The sequence below is a fragment of the Bradyrhizobium sp. DOA9 genome, from assembly GCF_000617845.2.
Lineage (GTDB): Bacteria > Pseudomonadota > Alphaproteobacteria > Rhizobiales > Xanthobacteraceae > Bradyrhizobium.
On record NZ_DF820425.1, the window covers coordinates 6766606 to 6784068 of the forward strand.

Below are 17463 nucleotides of genomic sequence, written 5' to 3' on the forward strand. Positions count from 1 at the left end.
CTTTTGCGTGAGGCAGGGTGATGGGGGACGTGGTCGGGGAATCAAAAGTCGATTTCGGCGCGCGTGCGGTGCTGCATAAATGGCCGTCACTTGCCAATCAGCGCCAGCCTGACCGGGAGCCCTATCAGGTCATCGAAGGCACGCTCGACGATTGCATCTCGGCTTTCATGCAGAAGCCGGCGACGACCCGGCACCTCTATGAGATCCGCACCCTCGCGCAGCCGCCGCTCGTCACCGAAAAACTCTCCCCCGAGCACGTCCTCGAGCTGTCGCGCTTGAGGGAATTTCTCTGACGGCGTTCACAAGCGCGCGAGCAGGAACCTTCTTCCGGTTCTTCCCGTTGTCAGGGATCGGAAGCAAGGACGTGAGCGCCTCAAGATGCTTGACGCCGGCGTATCAACACCGATCGTGCCTTACGGAGCGGACCAGACCTTGTTCGTGGTGGTCGATCGCCGTGACGAGGCGACCGAAATCCGCATCGAGCGCGGCGACCTCGACGCCACCATCAGCGAGCTCGTCGCCGGCTGCTTCAACGATCCTGTCAAGGTGATCTCGTTCAACACGCTCGAGCATTGGATGAAGGACATCTCGAGCGACGTCGTCGGCGAGATCCGTGCGCGCTGCGACATCTACGGAATAGAGCTCCCCGATTATCTCAGCGATTTCGTCGAAAGCCATTCCCAAAGCACGATGAAATGAGGCTCGATTTGCCGAAGGGACGGCTAGTTGCGGCGCTGCCTGCCGGCGATGACTTCGATCTCGCGGCGGCGTTCGCCGGCGAAGGTGAGGAGCTTTTCGATCGTCAGCGAATCCGTGATCCGTTTGGCGAGCCGCTCGGCGCGCGCAGCCTGATCTTCGAGATGCTGGATCGTGTTCAAGCGTAGCCTCCCCCAAAGCCCCGAATTGTGCGGACGGCCATGGTGCGTGAGAAGCCGCTAACAGCCGGTTAAGCGCGCCGCATCGGTCGCGACGCAGGGCGCCCTATTGCACGACCTCGAGCCTGACATTGGTGATGCCCTTGTCGACCATGCCGAGCGCCTCGGCGGCGGACGGCGAGATGTCGACCACACGTCCGCGCACGAAGGGCCCGCGATCGTTGACCCTGACCGTGACGAAACGCCCCGAGGAGGTCTCGGTGACGCGCAGCTTGGTGCCGAACGGCAGGGTGGGATGCGCCGCGGTCAATTCGTTCTTGTCGAACTTCTCTCCGCTCGCGGTCTCCGTATCCGAATAGAAGCTGGCGAGGCCGTGCGAAGCGGTCTGCCTTGCGTCACGGTCAGGGATACGCACCCGGCTCATCGGGCGTGGATGCAGCGCGGCCACCCGGTGCGGGCGCTCCACGGCGGCCTGCCGGGTCGTTCCGGCCAGATCAGCTTTCTGGCGGCCGACGGGCGATTGCGAGCAGGCAGCGAGCGATGCAGCCCCCAGGACGGCGAGCAATAACCGGCTCGAGCTTGCCAGCGACATCCGGGCAGTTTCGGCACTTGCAATGCGAGACATGATGCGCCCTCCGAACAACCGCAATTTTCGGTGGGCAATGAGGGCAGAACCTTGTCGGAACAAAAGCGGCCCTGGGGCCGCGGCCGTTTCGCTCCGCGTTGTGGCGATTCTACCACAGGGGCCTGTTCAGAATCGGGACAGATCGGCCCCCTTAAGGCGCGATGAAATGAGGCTGATCCCGCAACGATGGAGATTCGCTCCCTCTCGCTTGCGGGAGAGGGTTGGGGAGAGGGTGCTTCCGCAATGGGACAATCTCCCCAAGAGGAGAAAGCCCTCTCCCGGCGCTTCGCCATAGCCGAGGCTTCGCCTCGGCGTTGCTTGAGCACGGCCGCCGATGGCGGCCTATGCCTCTCCCGCAAGCAAGCGGGAGAGGTGAACGAACCGCGGCAACACCAGAAGCCTGGCGAGCGCCTAACCAGATCAACTATCGGCCTGATCCGTCAGTACTTCGGCTCGTACATCTGCGACTGGACCAGCGCCTTCACATCGTTGGGCGCAGGTCCGTCCGCGAGCCCGCGCTGGTAGGCCACGTCGGCGACCGCCGCCGCGATGCGGATGGAGACCTCGCGGATGCGCGGCAGCGCCGGATAGAGGCTGCCCTGGGCGAGGTCCTCCTTGCCGACGCAATCGGCGAGCGCATGGGCCGCCGCCATGAACATCTCGTCGGTTACGAGGCGCGAGCGGCTGGCGATGACGCCGAGGCCGACGCCCGGGAAGATGTAGGAATTGTTGCCCTGGCGCGGCACGAAGCTGCGGCCGTTGAGCTTGACCGGATCATATGGGCTGCCGCAGGCGAACAGCGCGCGCCCTTCGGTGTAGCGATAGGCATCCTCCGCCGAGCACTCGGCCTTCGAGGTCGGATTGGAGAGCGCGAACACGATCGGCTGCTCGTTGAGCTCGGCCATCGCCTTGAGCACCTCGGGCGTGAAGGCGCCGCCGACCGCGGCGACGCCGATGATCGCGGTCGGCTTCAGCGTCTTGATCGCGGTGAGGAAGTCGGCGATCGGCGCCTGGTCAGCGTGCGCATAGCGCAGCTTGTGGCCATGCAGACCCTCGCGCCCCGCAACGACGAGGCCGCGGGAATCCACCAGCCAGTTGCGGCGAAGCGCGTCCGCCTCGGACGCTCCCTCCGCCATCATGGCGGAGACCACGAGGTCGGCGATGCCGGTCGCCGCCTCGCCCGCGCCGAGGAACAGGATCTTCTGATCCTTCAGCTTGCCGCCGGAGATTCGCAGGCCTGAGAACAGGCCGGCGAGCGCCACCGCCGCGGTGCCCTGGATGTCGTCGTTGAAGACGCAGGCTTCGTCCCGGTATTTGTGCAGCAGCTTGAACGCCGAATGATTGGCGAAGTCCTCGAATTGGATCAGCACGCCCGGAAACGTCTTGCGCGCGGCTTGCATGAACTCGTCGACGAAGCTGTCATAGGCCTCGCCGGTCAGCCGCCGCTCGCGCAGGCCGAGATAATAGGGATCGTTCAACAGCTCTTCGTTGTTGGTGCCGACATCGAGCACGATCGGCAGGCACGCTTCCGGGTGCACGCCGGCGCAGGCGGAATAGAGCGACAGCTTGCCGACGGGGATACCCATGCCGTTGGCACCGAGATCGCCCAATCCCAAAATGCGCTCGCCGTCGGTGACGACGATCAGCCTGGCCTGGTAGGGCCAGTTCTTCAGGATCTCCGCGACCTGGCCGCGGTCGCGCGAGGAGATGAACATGCCGCGCGGCCGCTGGAAGATCAGGCCGTACTTCTGGCAGGCAAGCCCGACCGTCGGCGTGTAGATGATCGGCTGGATCTCGTCGATATTGTCGACGACGACACGGAAGAACAGCGCCTCGTTGCGGTCATGGAGCGCGTTCAGGGCGACGTATTTTTCCAGATCCGTCGGCAGCGCGCGCAGATTGGTGAGCACGCGCTGAGCCTGCGTCTCCATCGTCAGCACGCAGGGCGGCAACAGGCCGCGCAGGCCGAGCATCTCGCGCTCCGCTTCCGTGAAGGCGGTGCCCTTGTTGAGCAGGGGATCGCGCAGCAGCGTCATGCCGTGCGCAGTCTCGGATGATGGCGGTTGGGCAGCTACGCGGGCAGGCCTGTTCACGAATTCCCCCAAGAAGTCTTATTGAACCGCAGGCATTGTCGGCCAGCGCTCCAGTGAGATCAAGGACGGAGAGACTCGGGGGTCGATTGTGATCTCGCACCGCAGCGAGAGCTTTGCGAACGACCGGCAGTTGCGCATGAAAAGGTTAACGCGGCAACTTCTCCTCATTGAGAGGTACTGGGAGCCGCGCCTCCTTCCCTCTCGTCATTCCGGGGCGCGCGACAGCGCGAACCCGGAATCCATCGAGCAACGATCTCCGCAGCCGGATGGATTCTTGGCGACCCGTCGCGACCCGGGATGACGATTGCCTTCGAAAGCCTTCAAATGAGGACGCGTCATGCGGCGCTTCTATCCAGTCGCCCGCCGGGGTGTCAGATTGGCAGCGCTGTCCGCCGGCGGCGCGATTTGCATCAAAATGGTCTGAGCGGCGGATGCGACCTCGATGCCGTTCTGCTGGAAGCGCAGCTTCATGCGGCGGTTGAATTCGCGCTGAACCGGCCAGCGCCCGGCTTCGGTGCAGCGGATCTGGCCGACGATGGACACCATCGCACCGTCCACCTTGTCGACGCCCCACAGATCGAGGTCGCCGCGGATGAGCGCGCGGAATTCCGGCTCGCGGCGCATCTCGTCGACGATGTCCTTGAGGATCTGGCCGGCGCGGTCGGTGTCTTCCTTGTAGGCGACGTTGACGCTGACCGAGGCGTTGCCGGCGCCGCGGCTGGCATTGGTGATGGTCGTGACCGCGCTGAACGGCACGATGTGCACGGCACCGTCGCCGGCGCGCAGGCGGATGGTGCGGATCGAGACGTTCTCGACGACGCCCGACAGCCCCGACACGCTGACGGTATCGCCGACCTGCACCGTATTCTCCAGCAGCAGGAACAGGCCGGTAATGAGATCCTGCACCAGCTTCTGCGAGCCGAAGCCGATCGCGATGCCGACGATGCCGGCGCCCGCCAGCAGCGGGGCCACATTGACGCCGATCTCGCTCAAGGCCGTGAGGCCGACGATTGTCGCGATCAGGCAGAGCAGCGCGGTGCGCAGCATCGGCTGGAAGGTGCGCAACCGCGCGGCGCGGGCATAGTGCCCGTCCTGCGACAACGTATTGATCTGGCGGTCCAGGAGCGCATTGCTGGCTTCCCAGATCGCCGCTGCGATGAACACGGCGAGGCCGATGGTCACCACGGCCGAGATCAGCCGGCTGCCGATCTGGCCGCCGTAAAACCAGACGATCGCGTCCACGCCCCAGACTTCGAGCACCGCCACGAAGCCGATGAAGGCGATCACGCCGGATACGATCCTGCGCAGCAGCGGCAGATAACGGTTGGCACGAATCTCGAGGCCGGGAAAGCGCTGGAGGATCTCCGGCTTGATGCGGAAGCCGCGGTCGATCAGGCTCAGCGTCAGCATGATGACGACACGCGTGATCAGCGCCACTGCGATGGTGCCGACGAAATATTGCAGCAGCAGCGAATAGCCGTTGCGGATGTTCAGCGCCCACACCGCCCACAGCGCGAGGTCGAGCGCGATGGCAAGATAGTGCCAGCCGCCGGCGATGCGATTGCGCAAGCGGGCCGCGATCCCCTGCCGCTCGGCCGGCGCGCGGATGGCATCGGCGACCTGACGGCGGCATTGCAGGATGATGACGGCGATGAAGAGGTGCACGACCAGCATCACCATGCGCAGCAGCGCGGCATAGCCGGCGCGGTGCAGGCCGAGCAGCAGCGCCACATTGGCAAGGGCGATGCCGGAGACGCCGACGCCGACGATGCGGCGCGCCCAGATCTCGATATAGGCGGCGGTCTCCGCGCGCACCGGAAACAGGCCGAACGGTCCGGCCAGCGCCCGGACCATGCAGATCAGCCCGCGCGAGAACGCATAGGCGTTGACCACGGCCAGGATCACGAGGCGAACGGTGGTGGGCTGGCCGATCTCCGTGCCGAGGAGCGCGGTGGCGATGCCGACGAAGACGACCACCGGCAGCAGCTCGAGCACGAAGCGTCCCAGCACGAAGGGCAGCCGCGACAAGACCTGCCACACGCGCGCGAGGCTGTGGCGGCGCCTGTTCAACTCGGGCGCCGGAGTGACGTCGGCCACCGACGACGGCGGGTCGGCGCTGGGCAGCACCTGCGCGGGCAGGCGCGCCGTCTGCGGCACGCGTCCTTCCAGGAATGCGACCGGGCGGCGGATCAGACGAAAGATCACCCACTCGGCCGCAAGGGCGCAACCGAGCACCAGCGCCAGCTTCCAGGCGATCTCGATCAGGAGGTTGTAGGCGGTGGGATCGTTCGCGGTGCGCAGAAACCAGTAATAGAACGCCGGAAAATGCGTGAGCGTCCGCGCGATGCTGGCGATCTCGCCCGATATCTCCTGGATCTCCTCCGATACCGTGAGCAGGAGTTGTGCGACAAGGCCGTCGGTCGCCAGCGGGATCGGCGATTTCTGCTCGGACGGGGCGGCTGCCGGCTGCTGCGGACCCGATGCGTTGGCGATTGTCCGCAGCGTATCGATCATTTGCGCGCGCTTCTTGTCGTCCTGCAGCGTATCCAACGCACGCCTGGCTTCGTCGGGCGATAGCGCCGCGGCACTGCTCGCGGCCGGCGCGTCGGCGCGGGCGCAGGAGAGAGACGAGATCGCGAGAAAAAGAGCGGCGAGAAGCGCCGGGAGAAGCTTTTGCGACACGCAGATTCCCTGGAAAAAATGAATGCGCCCGCGGGCGGCGTGGCCGTCACCGCCGAAGCACATCCGTCATGTCGGATTGGCGTTATTCGCCTCCAGCCTGTGTCGGAAGTTGGCCAGTGGGACGACATTCTCTTGGCATTTGCCGCAATGCAGGATCGGGAGCTGATGTCCCGTCAGCGCGCTAAGACCCGTTTGCGGATCAACCAGGAGGATCAAGAAGAGCGGGATGTCGAAGAACTTTGGTGCGGCAGCCTTCACGGCCATCCAACACAATCGACGCGATCAAAATACAGCGCCGGGAAGGTAGGGGCTCTGCCTCACTGATGCAGCCCGCTAAACCTTGTCCCGGCGTGCCGTTCGCGGTTTCCGCCGCTATGCGATAGTCCGAACGAGCTCCATCGCAATTAACGCGGCTGGATTTGCGGAGGTGGTGTCATAGACCTCCCCTTGCTCATGAGATGGACGTTGCGCGTCGCTTGTTTGCGACCACGATGATGCTCCTCCTGGGACACAAAACTGTCAAGCAAGATCAATGATCTGGCGATCACATTTGACGACTTGAGTTCCCGGCACGGCCGGATGTGTAAATCGTTTCCGCGCGAAGTGAGGAATTTCAGAAGGTCGCGGGATGGTGACATCATGCCCCTGTTTTGCCCGACGGGTCAAATCCGCTTCGTAAAATCCGCATTAAAATGACCCCGTCCTACAAGCCATTGATTCTGCTATGCCCGGCTACTGTGCATGGGGTTGTTTTCGCACTTTTTTGTCGCGCGACGGGCCGGTCGCCTAGAGAAACATCTCCGCCAGGTCGACCGTCGAGGCTCTTCCGATCTGGTCGAAGTTTCGCGCCAGCCAGCTTCGCGCCGCCTCGCGGCCCTCGTCGCGCAGCCGGCACAACAGGCTCCATTCGGGGTGGAATTGCGTGGCCGTGCCGAGCTGCGACATCAACACGTCGTTGCCGATCCAGTGCATGAACATGCGGCTATGCTTGCTGCTGTCGAGTTCGCCGTCGTCGATCAACCGGGTGGCAAAGGCGATCGCGCGCATCTCGCGCATCAGGGACGAATTGAAGCTGATCTCGTTGATGCGGTGCAGGACATCGGCGGCGCTGGCCGGCAGCTCGTCGCGCCGGATCGCCGTCACTTGCACGATGATGACGTCGTGACTGCCCTTGCGGTAGATCAACGGATAGATCGCGGGATTGCCGAGATAGCCGCCGTCCCAGTAATGCTCGCCATCGATCTCGACAGCCTGGAAATAGGGCGGCAGGCAGGCCGACGCGAGCACGGTTTCAGCCGTGAGCAGCGGGCTCTGGAACACCTTGATCTTGCCGGTACGGACGTTGGTGGCGTTGAGAAACAGCTGCGGCGCATCCGGCGAGGAATTGAGCCGGTCGAAATCGACCACGCGCTGCAGCAGCGCGCGGAGCGGATTGAAATGAAAGGGATTGAGCAGGTTCGGCGGCAGCGTGTGCGTCAGCGTGTGGATGAAGGCGTGAACCGGATGATATTCCGGCGGCAGCTTCAGGGCCTGGATCCACTGGTTCAGCGGCGACATCAGATCGTACGCCATGTCCATGCGCGACACTTCGTACCAGAATGCGTGCAGGCTCTCCCGCGCGGCCTCCGCGCCTCCATGCGCCATGCCGGAGGCCATCGCCACCGCATTCATGGCGCCGGCACTGGTGGCGCTGATCGCCTCGATCGCGAGCCTGCCGTCCTCGAGCACCTGGTCGAGCACGCCCCAGACGAAGGCGCCGTGCGCGCCGCCGCCCTGGAGCGCGAAGTTGACGTTCTTGCAGTTGGTGGTCCCGCTGGCTGTCACTTTGCTTGCTTCTTGCCTCCCGTCCCCTCTTTCTCCAGCGCCTTGCGCACCTGCTCGAACTCCTCCAGCGAGGCCTTGTCGGCACGGGGGAAGCGCAGGTCGAGCTTCTCCAGCTCGGCATTGATCACCGAGCCGATCACGACGCGGGCGAACCATTTGTGGTCGGCGGGCACGACGTACCAGGGCGCATGGGCAGTTGCCGTGTGCCGGACGATGTCCTGGTAGACCGCCTGATAGCGCGGCCACAGCGCGCGCTCCTTGATGTCGTCCATGGAGAACTTCCACTGCTTGGCCGGATCCTCCAGCCGTTCGAGAAAGCGCTCGCGCTGCTCTTCCTTGGAGACGTTGAGGAAGAACTTCAGCACCACGGTGCCGTTGCGGCAGAGATAGCGCTCGAAGGCGGAGATGTCCTCGACCCGCTCCTTCCAGATGTTCTTGGTGACCAGCTTCGGCGGCAGCTTCTCCTTGGCGAGAATCTCGGGATGCACGCGCGTCACCAGGCATTCCTCGTAATGCGAGCGGTTGAAGATGCCGATATGGCCGCGCTCCGGAAGCGCGACCGCATGACGCCAGAGGAAGTCGTGGTCGAGCTCCTTGCTGCTCGGCGCCTTGAAGGCATGGACCTCGCAGCCCTGCGGATTGATGCCCTCGAAGATCGCCTTGATCGCACTGTCCTTGCCACCGGCGTCCATGGCCTGGAACACGATCAGCAGCGACCAGCGGTCCTGCGCGTAAAGCTTCTCCTGAAATCCGACCAGCCGCTTCTTGTTGGCATCGAGAATCGCGAGCGCCTTCTCCTTGTCGAGACCGCCCTTCTCGTCGGTCTTGTGGTCCTTGAGGTGAAACTTGCCGGAGCCGTCGTAGCGGAACGGCCTGATGTAACGGTCAAGTTCCTGGGCGAGCGACTTGGACGGCTTTTTGCTCATGAGCGCGGGGCACCTTGCGTTGCAACTTCAATCGGTCGAGCAAGCTACCAAGGATGCCCTTGGGAAGGAATATGATGAAGAGCACGAGCAGCACGCCGTAGACGAGATTGTCCCAGCCGACCGCCTTGGTGCCGAAACCGATGCGCAGCGTTTCCGCCAGCAGGATGGTGATGATGGCGCCGACGGTCGGGCCGAGCGAGACGAACAGCCCGCCGACGATCGCGGCGAACACCATCTGCAGCGAGACCGCGATGCCGCTGACCGTGTCGGGGGTGATGAACATCTGGTACTGGCAGTAGATCGCGCCCGCCAAAGCCGTCATCAGCGCGCTGAGCAGCGTGATCTTCAGCTTCTCGGCGGTGACGTCGACGCCGGCCGCGGCCGCGGCGTCCTCGTCCTCCGAAATCGCCTCCAGCGCGTAGCGCGCCATGCTGCGGTCGACCCAGTGCCAGACCACGATGCCGAACAGCCAGACCCCGAGCGCGATCAGGTACCAGGTGGTCTTGTCGTCGAATTGCAGCGCCAGGAGCTTGTTACCGGAGGCGCGGTTCGGGGTGTAGCCGAGCGAGCCGCCGGTATAGTCGCGCGTCGCGGTGATGACCTGAAGCACGATGCCCGACAGCGCCAGCGTCACCAGCACGAAGTAGTGCCCGGTGATGCGAAAGCGGAAGCAGGGATAGCCGACGATCAGCGCCAGCGCGCCGGCCGCCGCCATGCTGATGGGAATGCCGATCCACGGCGACAAACCTGCGTGATTCCACAACAGCGCGGTGACGTAGGCGCCGATCCCCATGAAGCCGCCATGGCCGAGCGAGACGAGGCCGAACCGCCCCATCATCGACCACGACGTATAGGCGAACGACCAGATCAGGATCAGCACCAGGATGTGCAGATGATAGGGGTCGCGGTAGACGAAAGGCAGCGCGACCAGCGCCGCCAGCCCCACGCCCCATGCAGCAAGCCGCCCCTGCCCCGTCATCGGCGCCTCGCAAGCAGGCCCGCGGGCCGGATGAACATCATGACGATGAAGAAGGCGAAGGCGAGCACGTAGCCCCATTCGAGGTCGGAGAACAGGCCGCCGAGCGAGATGATCTCGGCGAACACGAAGGCGGCGATGAAGCCGCCGATGAAATTGCCGAGGCCGCCGAGCACGCAGATCAGGAAGGTGATCGGCCCGAACGACAGGCCGACGAAGGGATGCACGTCGTATTGCAGCACCAGGAGGCAGGCGGCGAGCCCGGCGAGCGCGCCGCCGAGCGCGGACGTGATCAGGTAGATCCGCTTGGTGTCGACGCCCATCAGCGCCATGATCTGCCGGTCCTGCGAAATGGCGCGGATCGCCGTGCCGGTGAAGGTGCGCGTCATGAACAGATAGACCGCGACCATGCCGACCAGCGCGGCCACGAAGGACAGAAGTCGTGCGTAACTGAAGTTCATGTCGCCGAAAGCGAGCACCGGCAGGCGGATGCCGAGATTGCGGAAGTCGATGCCGAAGGCGACGGTGGCAAAGCTCTGCAGCACGAACAGCACCCCGCCGGTCGCGAGCAGCTGGTTGATCGGTGGTGCGGTCAGCAGCGGCGCGATGACCAGATAGTGCAGCGCCGCGCCGAGCACGGCCACCAGCAGGATCGTGAGCGGGGCGGCAACGAAATAGCTGATGCCGTAATACTGCACCATGAAATACATGCCGTACATGCCGATCATGACGAGCTCGGCGTAGCAGATCCAGGTCACGTCGATGACGCCGAAGATCAGGTTGAGCCCGAGCGCAAGCAGCGCCAGCACGCCGCCGAGCAGGATGCCGTTGATGACGGCCTCCAGCAGGTAGATGTCGAATACGTCCAGCAACGCCTGCATGCCGATCAAACCCCGAGATAAGCTTCCTTGACCGTGTCGCTCGCCAACATCTCGGCCGCACTGCCGGACGCGCGGATCGTGCCCGCCTCGATCAAATAGGCGCGGTCGACCACCTTCAGCACCTGCTGCACGTTCTGCTCGACGATCAGCACCGTCAACCCGCTGGCGCGGATCCGCTTCACCAGCTCGAACACCTGCTGCACCACGACCGGCGCCAGCCCCGCCGAGGGCTCGTCGAGCAGCAACAGTTTCGGATTGGACATCATCGCCCGGCCGATGGCGCACATCTGCTGCTCGCCACCGGACATGGTGCCGGCCATCTGGTGACGGCGCTCCTTCAGGCGCGGAAACAGGTCGAACACCACCTCTAGCCGCTCGGCGTAATGGTCCCGCGCCTCCTTCATGAAGGCGCCCATCTTGAGATTGTCGTCGACCGTGAGCTGTGGAAACAGCCGCCGGTTCTCCGGCACATGCGCGATGCCGAGGCTGACGATCTTGTGCGGCGGTGTCGCGACGACGTCGACGCCCTCCATCCTGATCGATCCGCGCGAGGGGCGGATCAGGCCGGAGATGACGCGCATCAAGGTGGTCTTGCCGGCGCCGTTGGGGCCGATCACGCCGACGGCTTCGCCGGCCTTCACGTCGAGATTGACGTCGAACAGCGCCTGGAAGGTGCCATAGCCGGCATTGACGCCGCGAAGCTCCAGCATCGGCTAGCCCCCTGCGCGGCGGCGCGCTTCGGCGGCCGCGGCCTGCGTGGTCTCGGCATCGGTGCCGAGATAGACCTCGATGACGCGCGGATCGCCCGCCACCGCGCTCGGCAGGCCTTCCGAGATCTTCTCGCCGTGATCGAGCACCATGACGCGGTCGACGACGCGCATCAACACGCCCATGATGTGCTCGACCCAGATGATGGTGATGCCGAGCTCGTCGCGGATGTTGCGCAGCATGTCCGCGGCCTGGTCCATCTCGGCCTCGTCGAGGCCGCCGAGGCTCTCGTCGGCGAGCAACAGCTTCGGCGCGGTGGCGAGCGCCTTCGCCAGCTCGAGCTTCTTCAGCCCTGCTGCGCCCAGCCCATCGACGCTGGCATGGCGGTCGGTCGGCAGGCCGACCATCGCCAGCGACCGTTCGGCCGCCTCCTCGGCCTTGGCGCGGCTGTGGCGGCCCTGGCCGTAGAAGCCGGCAAGCGCGACGTTCTCGAAAATGCTCAGGCGGCGGAAGGGCCGCGGGATCTGGAAGGTCCGCCCGATGCCGCTGTTGATGATCCGGTGCGGCGCGAGGCCCGCGATTTCGTGCCCGGAGAACATGATCGATCCGGAGGTCGGCGCCAGCGTGCCGGAGAGCATGTTGAAGATCGTGCTCTTGCCCGAGCCGTTGGGGCCGATCAGGCCGAGGATCTCGCCCTGATCGACCTGGAACGAGACGTTGTTCACGGCGGTGAAGCCGCCAAACCGCTTCACCAATCCGCTGACTTCCAACACCGCAGCACCCCGTTATTGGTTGCTGTAGGTGGTGCCCTTGGGCAGCGGCAGCACGGCCTCGCGCTGCGCCTGGCTCTTGGGCCACACCACATAGGACTTGTCGTCGACGTATTGGATCACGACCGGGAACGAGCGCTCGTTCTGGCCGGCCATTGGCGAGCCTTCACCGTGGAATTTGACACCGAAGCCGAGCATGGTGCCGCCTTCGGGTATGTCGGTGTCCAGTGCGGCCTTGCGCAGGGAGTCGGGATCGACGCCGCCATATTTCTTGATTGCTCGCGGCAGCACGTCGGTCAGGAACAAGTAGGTGTTGGACGCAGCCATGCCGACATGGGCCGAACGGATGGCCACGCCCGGCTTGCGCTTGTCGAACTCCTCGCCAACCGCCTTGATGATCGGCGGCAGCTTCGGATCCATACTCTTCTGGTTGGCGAGCCAGATCGAGATCGGATCGGTGTTGAAGACGTAGTTGACGTCGGCGCCCAGGCCTTCCTTCAGCTTCTCATAGACCCCGTAGCCGGCGCCATGTCCAACCAGTGCGCCGAACTTCAGCCCCTGTTCGCGGGCTTGCCGGAGCAACAGGGTGATGTCGGGATTATAGCCGGTATGGAAGACCACGTCCGGCTTGGCCCGCTTCAGCTTGGTGACCAGCGCAGACAGATCCGGGGCCGTCGCCGAATAGCCTTCTCTGAGCACGATGTTGAAACCGGCCTTCTTGGCACCGGCCTCGTTGCCTTTGGCGACGTCGACGCCGTAGGCGCCGTCCTCGTGGATGATCGCGACCCGCAGGTCCTTCGGGTCCTTGCCCAGCTTTTCCTTGGTGTTCTGCGCAATGAAGTCCATCGTCATCATGCCGAACTGATCGCCGGAGGCCTGCGGGCGAAACACGTATTTGTAGTTCTTGTTTTCCAGCACCGCCGACGAAATGCAGGTCGTGATCCACATGAACTTCTTCAGCTGCTCGACGCGCGCGGCCACCGGCACGCATTGCGCCGAGGAGAAGAAGCCGAGCAGCATGTCGACCTTTTCCTGCTCGATCAAACGGATCGCTTCATTGATGGCGATATCCGGCTTGCTCTGGGCATCGGCATAGATCGCCTCGATCTTGTAGCCTTCGACGTCCTTCGCGCTGTACTGATCCAGCATGATCCTTGCGCCGGTGTATTGCAGCTCCGAGCCGCCGCCGGCGAGCGGGCCGGTCAGATCGTAGATGACCCCGATCTTGAGCTTCTTCTCTTGAGCCTTGTCTTGGGCCGCGGCAGACGCCGCCAAGCCCGTCGCTGATATCACGACCAACAGCCCACGTACCAAACGGGCAGCCATGCGCAGGCGCATCAAAACCTCCCTGGACGATTGTGCATTGCATTCTTGGTGCAATTTCTTCTGCCCATCACATGGGCTACGCGCGGCGATGTCAAGCCTCGCGCATCAGCGCACCGCGAACTGCTGCTCGACGAAGGCCGTGACAAATCGCGGCATCGACGGCCTGAGATCGCCGGTCCCGCGCACCAGATGAATGGCCGACAGCTCCGGCTCGGTCTCGCGCGCAAGGTTGGCTTCGATCCGGGCGCGGGCCACATCGCCCGGCATGTCCAGGTTGATGACCTGCAACATCGCGATCGTGGGGCCGGTGACCACGCAGTGCCAGCCGGGCTCGATCCGGTAGTCGGCCGCGGTCAGGCCGGTCTCCTCGCCGAGCTCGCGGACGACGCTGCCGGGAATGTCGAGCGCGCCGTCCCTGACGTCGTCGAGATCCGGCGTTCCCGAGGGGAAGTAGATGCGGCCGGCATTGGCGGTGTGGGGCGCCATCTCGCCCATGATGAAGGCGCCGTCGGAGGCGCGCAACGCCCCCATGCCAAAGCCGTTGAACACGGCCTTGTCGGGAAAGCCCCAGTCGCGCCAGGCGAGGAAGCTTGCGAAATCGGTCTCGAAATAGGTCGCCGTCAGGTGACCGTCGCTGAACACGGCATCGCGCCCGATCAGGACGCGGCCGTTCCAGATCTTCGGCCGCTCGCGCTGCTTCTCGGCGAAATGCGCCGCGATCTCGGCGCGGCGCTCCTCGGCGAACGGCCACACGATCGGCCGCACCGCAAGATCGAGCGTCGTGACGCGATGAATGATTGGTGACGTCATGACGCCCGATACCACGCCTTCGCGTCGGCTATTTGGCGCTCCCGGTGGTCTTCTTGGCCTGCTCGACGAATTTGTTGGTGAAGGTCTTGCTGACGTCGATCTTGGCGTTCGCCACCTCGGGCGAGCCGACACTGAACACCGCGAGCACGGCGTCCGCCCCCTTCGGGTCCATCTTGCCGGTCTCGGAGTACATCGGGATCGTGTTCTTCAGTGCGGCAAGATAGAGGTCCTTGTTCTTGCCCACGGTCTCCTCCGGCATCTTCGCCATGATCTCCTCGGGGCTGTGGGAATGGATCCAGGCGAGCGTGGCGAGGATCGCGTTGGTGAGCGCCTGCGCCTCCTTCTCGTGACCATTGATCCAGGCCACGGTCGAATACAGTGCGCCGCCCGGATATTCGCCGCCGAAGGTCTCCAGCGTATCCTTCTGGGTGCGGGTGTCCGAGAGGATGCGCAGATCCTTGTGGCTGCCCTGCAGCACGGTCACGGACGGATCGAGCATCACGGCCGCGTCGATCTGGCCCTGCTGCATCGCGGCCACCGCGGTGGCGCCGAGGCCGACGCCGATCACGGCGACGCTGGTGGGATCGAGCCCGTTCTTCTTGAGCATGTATTTCAGAAAGAAGTCGGTGGAGGAGCCGGGCGCACTGACGCCGACCTTCTTGCCGGCGAGATCCTTGACCGACTTGATCTCGTTGGTGCGCGAGGGCGCGACCACCAGCACGAGGCCGGGGTAGCGGTCATAGACCACGAAGGATTGCAGTTCCTGCTTCTTGGCGGCGAGATTGACGCAATGGTCGAAATAGCCTGAGACGACGTCGGCGCTGCCGCCGAGCACGGCTTTGAGCGCGTCCGAGCCACCCTTGAGGTCGACCAGCTCGACACTGAGGCCGGCCTTCTCGTATTCGCCAAGCTGCTTGGCCAGCACCGTGGGCAGATAGCACAGGCAGGAGCCGCCGCCGACCGCGATGGTGACTTTGCTTTGCGCCGCGGCAAGCGAGCTGGTGAGCGTCAGCGCGAGCAGCGCGCCCGCGAGCCTGGCAATCGTGTTCTTCATTGGTTTCCTCCGTTCGGCCGGCGGCACCATAGAGCAGCGGGGCCGGCTTGAGAAGCACTGCTGAGCGGGCTGGCTATCGGCCCTTCGGCGCAATAGCATGCCCAACACAAGACCCGCATCGCATCGACGCGATCAAATTGGCTTGCTCCCTACCCCCGCCCATCCGACGCCGTTGGCCGCCACACCAGGAGACGCCGCTCCACCAGCGTGACGCCGAAGTCGATCAGGATGACGAAGGCCGACAGCACGAACATGCCGGCGAACACGCCGGCGACGTCGAACACGCCCTCGGCCTGCTGGATCAGGTAGCCGAGCCCGGCCGCAGATCCCAGATATTCGCCGACCACCGCGCCGACCACCGCGAAGCCGACGGAGGTATGAAGCGACGAGAACATCCAGGACAGCGCCGACGGCCAATAGACGTGCTGCATCAACTGCCGCTCGCTCATGCCGAGCATGCGACCGTTGTCGAGCACGGTCCGGCTGACTTCCTTCACGCCCTGATAGACGTTGAAGAAGACGATGAAGAACACCAGGGTGACGCCGAGCGCGACCTTGGACCAGATGCCGAGCCCGAGCCACAGCGCGAAGATCGGCGCCAGCACGACGCGCGGCAGTGCGTTGACCATCTTCACATAGGGGTCGAACACCGCGGCGACCAGCGGCTGGCGCGCGAACCAGAAGCCGACCAGCACCCCGCCGAGCGATCCGATCACGAAGGCGAGAATCGATTCCGCGAGCGTGATGCCGAGGTGCTTCCAGATCACGCCGGAGGCGAACCATTTCACGATCTGGCTGAACACATCGAGCGGGTTGGAGAAGAAGAACGGCGGCAACAGGATCTTGCCGAACACGGGGACGGTCGACAGCACCTGCCACAGCACCAGGCCGACGACCGCGACCAGGACCTGCAGCGCAAACAGCGTCGTGCGCGACATCAGACCGCCTCCGCCGCCCGGGTGGACTGCGCGTAACCCTTCATCACCTCGTCCTTCAGCACGCTCCAGATCTCGCGATGGAGTGCATGGAATTCCTTGTCGAGGCGCACCTCGAAGATGTCGCGCGGGCGGGCCAGGCCAACGCGCCAGTCGCCGATGATGCGCGAGGACGGCCCCGCCGACATGATCACCACGCGGTCGGCGAGCGCGATGGCCTCTTCGAGATCGTGGGTGACGAACAGCACGGCCTTGCGGTCGGCGTTCCACAAGTCGAGCAGCAGATTGCCCATGACCTGGCGCGTCTGCGCATCAAGCGGCCCGAACGGCTCGTCCATCAACAGGATCTTCGGATCGCGGATCAGCACCTGCGCCAGCGCCACGCGCTTGCGCTGGCCGCCCGAAAGCATGTGCGGATAGCGGTTCGCGAAGGCGCCGAGGCCGACGGCGGTCAGCCATTTCTGCGCCTGCGACAAGGCCTCCGTGCGCGGCGTACCCTTGATCTCGAGCCCGATCGCGACATTGTCGAGCGCGGTCTTCCAGGGGAACAGCGCATCAGCCTGGAACAAATAGCCGGCATCCCGATTCAGTCCGGCCAACGGCTGGTCGAAAATCCTGACGCTGCCCGCGGCCGGCTTGAGCAGGCCCGCCGCAACGTTGAGCAGCGTCGATTTTCCGCACCCCGTGGGCCCGACAATGGCGACGAACTCGCCCTGCGCCACCGCGAGATGGGCCTTCTCCACGGCCGTGTAGACCCGCCCGTCTCCCAGACGGAACGCAACCTTGGTGTCTTCCAGCGCCACTGCCGTGGGCGTCATGTGCTTCCTCCGAACTCAGGCGATGCCTTACCCGCTCACGCGGCCAAGTTCAATCGAGGCGCCGGGCGTGCTACGCATGACGACTTGCCGTGCTCTCACCCTCCCCTGGAGGGGGAGGGTCGGTACGCATGAAGCGAAGCGGAATGCGAACCGGGGTGGG

General features: G+C 64.5%; 18 protein-coding genes. 3 read left to right on the forward strand and 15 right to left on the reverse strand.

All coding sequences use genetic code 11. The annotated features are described in order from the left end of the window. The first annotated feature begins 20 nt into the window (after positions 1 to 20). Positions 21 to 293: a hypothetical protein gene (locus BDOA9_RS31815; RefSeq protein WP_025037998.1), complete on the forward strand. Its 273-nt coding sequence runs from the start codon at positions 21 to 23 to the stop codon at positions 291 to 293. Positions 294 to 378: 85 nt separating this feature from the next. Next, complete coding sequence (locus BDOA9_RS31820) at positions 379 to 699, forward strand: hypothetical protein (RefSeq protein ID WP_025037999.1); 321 nt, start codon at positions 379 to 381, stop codon at positions 697 to 699. A 23-nt stretch (positions 700 to 722) separates the two neighbouring features. On the opposite strand, the gene BDOA9_RS39155 is transcribed toward BDOA9_RS31820, so the two are convergent. From BDOA9_RS39155 to BDOA9_RS31835, 4 genes are all read right to left on the reverse strand, one after another. Beyond that, positions 723 to 878, reverse strand: a complete 156-nt coding sequence (locus BDOA9_RS39155) for a hypothetical protein (protein WP_192859640.1) — start codon at positions 876 to 878, stop codon at positions 723 to 725. 103 nt (positions 879 to 981) lie between these two features. Beyond that, positions 982 to 1500, reverse strand: coding sequence for a septal ring lytic transglycosylase RlpA family protein (locus BDOA9_RS31825; RefSeq protein ID WP_025038000.1), 519 nt, complete (start codon positions 1498 to 1500; stop codon positions 982 to 984). A gap of 440 nt (positions 1501 to 1940) precedes the next feature. Next, positions 1941 to 3593 (reverse strand): NAD-dependent malic enzyme, encoded by a 1653-nt coding sequence (locus tag BDOA9_RS31830; RefSeq protein ID WP_082847946.1) that lies wholly within the window; start codon positions 3591 to 3593, stop codon positions 1941 to 1943. Positions 3594 to 3941: 348 nt separating this feature from the next. Beyond that, on the reverse strand, positions 3942 to 6275 hold the full coding sequence (locus tag BDOA9_RS31835) for a mechanosensitive ion channel domain-containing protein (protein WP_025038002.1): 2334 nt from the start codon (positions 6273 to 6275) through the stop codon (positions 3942 to 3944). Between BDOA9_RS31835 and BDOA9_RS38330 the strand changes: the two genes are divergently transcribed. Further along, a complete protein-coding gene (locus tag BDOA9_RS38330; RefSeq protein WP_152033553.1) occupies positions 6267 to 6599 on the forward strand; it encodes a hypothetical protein in 333 nt (110 codons plus the stop codon). The two genes, BDOA9_RS31835 and BDOA9_RS38330, sit on opposite strands and share 9 nt — an antisense overlap. 462 nt (positions 6600 to 7061) lie before the next feature. Here the strand turns inward: BDOA9_RS38330 and BDOA9_RS31845 are convergent, their stop codons facing one another. The 11 genes from BDOA9_RS31845 to BDOA9_RS31895 form a co-directional block, all read right to left on the reverse strand. Continuing rightward, positions 7062 to 8099, reverse strand: coding sequence for a patatin-like phospholipase family protein (locus BDOA9_RS31845; protein WP_025038004.1), 1038 nt, complete (start codon positions 8097 to 8099; stop codon positions 7062 to 7064). Continuing rightward, entirely contained in the window at positions 8096 to 9025 is a 930-nt protein-coding gene (locus BDOA9_RS31850; protein WP_025038005.1) for a polyphosphate kinase 2 family protein, read from the reverse strand. The genes BDOA9_RS31845 and BDOA9_RS31850 overlap by 4 nt, the downstream gene beginning before the upstream one ends. Continuing rightward, complete coding sequence (locus BDOA9_RS31855) at positions 8985 to 10004, reverse strand: branched-chain amino acid ABC transporter permease (protein WP_025038006.1); 1020 nt, start codon at positions 10002 to 10004, stop codon at positions 8985 to 8987. Before BDOA9_RS31855 ends, BDOA9_RS31850 begins: the two co-directional genes overlap by 41 nt. Beyond that, a complete protein-coding gene (locus BDOA9_RS31860; protein ID WP_025038007.1) occupies positions 10001 to 10882 on the reverse strand; it encodes a branched-chain amino acid ABC transporter permease in 882 nt (293 codons plus the stop codon). Before BDOA9_RS31860 ends, BDOA9_RS31855 begins: the two co-directional genes overlap by 4 nt. 5 nt (positions 10883 to 10887) lie before the next feature. Then, positions 10888 to 11592: an ABC transporter ATP-binding protein gene (locus tag BDOA9_RS31865; protein WP_025038008.1), complete on the reverse strand. Its 705-nt coding sequence runs from the start codon at positions 11590 to 11592 to the stop codon at positions 10888 to 10890. 3 nt (positions 11593 to 11595) lie between these two features. Further along, the gene (locus BDOA9_RS31870; RefSeq protein WP_025038009.1) at positions 11596 to 12363 is read right to left on the reverse strand and encodes an ABC transporter ATP-binding protein; all 768 of its coding nucleotides are present in this window, start codon (positions 12361 to 12363) and stop codon (positions 11596 to 11598) included. Positions 12364 to 12375: 12 nt separating this feature from the next. Further along, a complete protein-coding gene (locus tag BDOA9_RS31875) occupies positions 12376 to 13698 on the reverse strand; it encodes an ABC transporter substrate-binding protein (RefSeq protein WP_025038010.1) in 1323 nt (440 codons plus the stop codon). Positions 13699 to 13791: 93 nt separating this feature from the next. Then, the gene (locus BDOA9_RS31880; RefSeq protein ID WP_025038011.1) at positions 13792 to 14496 is read right to left on the reverse strand and encodes a hypothetical protein; all 705 of its coding nucleotides are present in this window, start codon (positions 14494 to 14496) and stop codon (positions 13792 to 13794) included. A 28-nt stretch (positions 14497 to 14524) separates the two neighbouring features. After that, the gene (locus BDOA9_RS31885; protein WP_025038012.1) at positions 14525 to 15550 is read right to left on the reverse strand and encodes an ABC transporter substrate-binding protein; all 1026 of its coding nucleotides are present in this window, start codon (positions 15548 to 15550) and stop codon (positions 14525 to 14527) included. 149 nt (positions 15551 to 15699) lie between these two features. Beyond that, entirely contained in the window at positions 15700 to 16488 is a 789-nt protein-coding gene (locus BDOA9_RS31890; RefSeq protein WP_025038013.1) for an ABC transporter permease, read from the reverse strand. Next, positions 16488 to 17303, reverse strand: a complete 816-nt coding sequence (locus tag BDOA9_RS31895; protein WP_025038014.1) for an ABC transporter ATP-binding protein — start codon at positions 17301 to 17303, stop codon at positions 16488 to 16490. Before BDOA9_RS31895 ends, BDOA9_RS31890 begins: the two co-directional genes overlap by 1 nt. Between the last annotated feature and the right edge of the window lie 160 nt (positions 17304 to 17463).

Coding starts and splice junctions, on each gene's coding strand:
- BDOA9_RS31815 (WP_025037998.1), top strand. CDS start 21: ATGGGGGACGTGGTCGGGGAATCAAAAGTCGATTTCGGCGCGCGTGCG.
- BDOA9_RS31820 (WP_025037999.1), top strand. CDS start 379: ATGCTTGACGCCGGCGTATCAACACCGATCGTGCCTTACGGAGCGGAC.
- BDOA9_RS31825 (WP_025038000.1), bottom strand. CDS start 1,500: ATGTCTCGCATTGCAAGTGCCGAAACTGCCCGGATGTCGCTGGCAAGC.
- BDOA9_RS31850 (WP_025038005.1), bottom strand. CDS start 9,025: ATGAGCAAAAAGCCGTCCAAGTCGCTCGCCCAGGAACTTGACCGTTAC.
- BDOA9_RS31855 (WP_025038006.1), bottom strand. CDS start 10,004: ATGACGGGGCAGGGGCGGCTTGCTGCATGGGGCGTGGGGCTGGCGGCG.
- BDOA9_RS31860 (WP_025038007.1), bottom strand. CDS start 10,882: ATGCAGGCGTTGCTGGACGTATTCGACATCTACCTGCTGGAGGCCGTC.
- BDOA9_RS31865 (WP_025038008.1), bottom strand. CDS start 11,592: ATGCTGGAGCTTCGCGGCGTCAATGCCGGCTATGGCACCTTCCAGGCG.
- BDOA9_RS31875 (WP_025038010.1), bottom strand. CDS start 13,698: ATGCGCCTGCGCATGGCTGCCCGTTTGGTACGTGGGCTGTTGGTCGTG.
- BDOA9_RS31880 (WP_025038011.1), bottom strand. CDS start 14,496: ATGACGTCACCAATCATTCATCGCGTCACGACGCTCGATCTTGCGGTG.
- BDOA9_RS31885 (WP_025038012.1), bottom strand. CDS start 15,550: ATGAAGAACACGATTGCCAGGCTCGCGGGCGCGCTGCTCGCGCTGACG.
- BDOA9_RS31890 (WP_025038013.1), bottom strand. CDS start 16,488: ATGTCGCGCACGACGCTGTTTGCGCTGCAGGTCCTGGTCGCGGTCGTC.
- BDOA9_RS31895 (WP_025038014.1), bottom strand. CDS start 17,303: ATGACGCCCACGGCAGTGGCGCTGGAAGACACCAAGGTTGCGTTCCGT.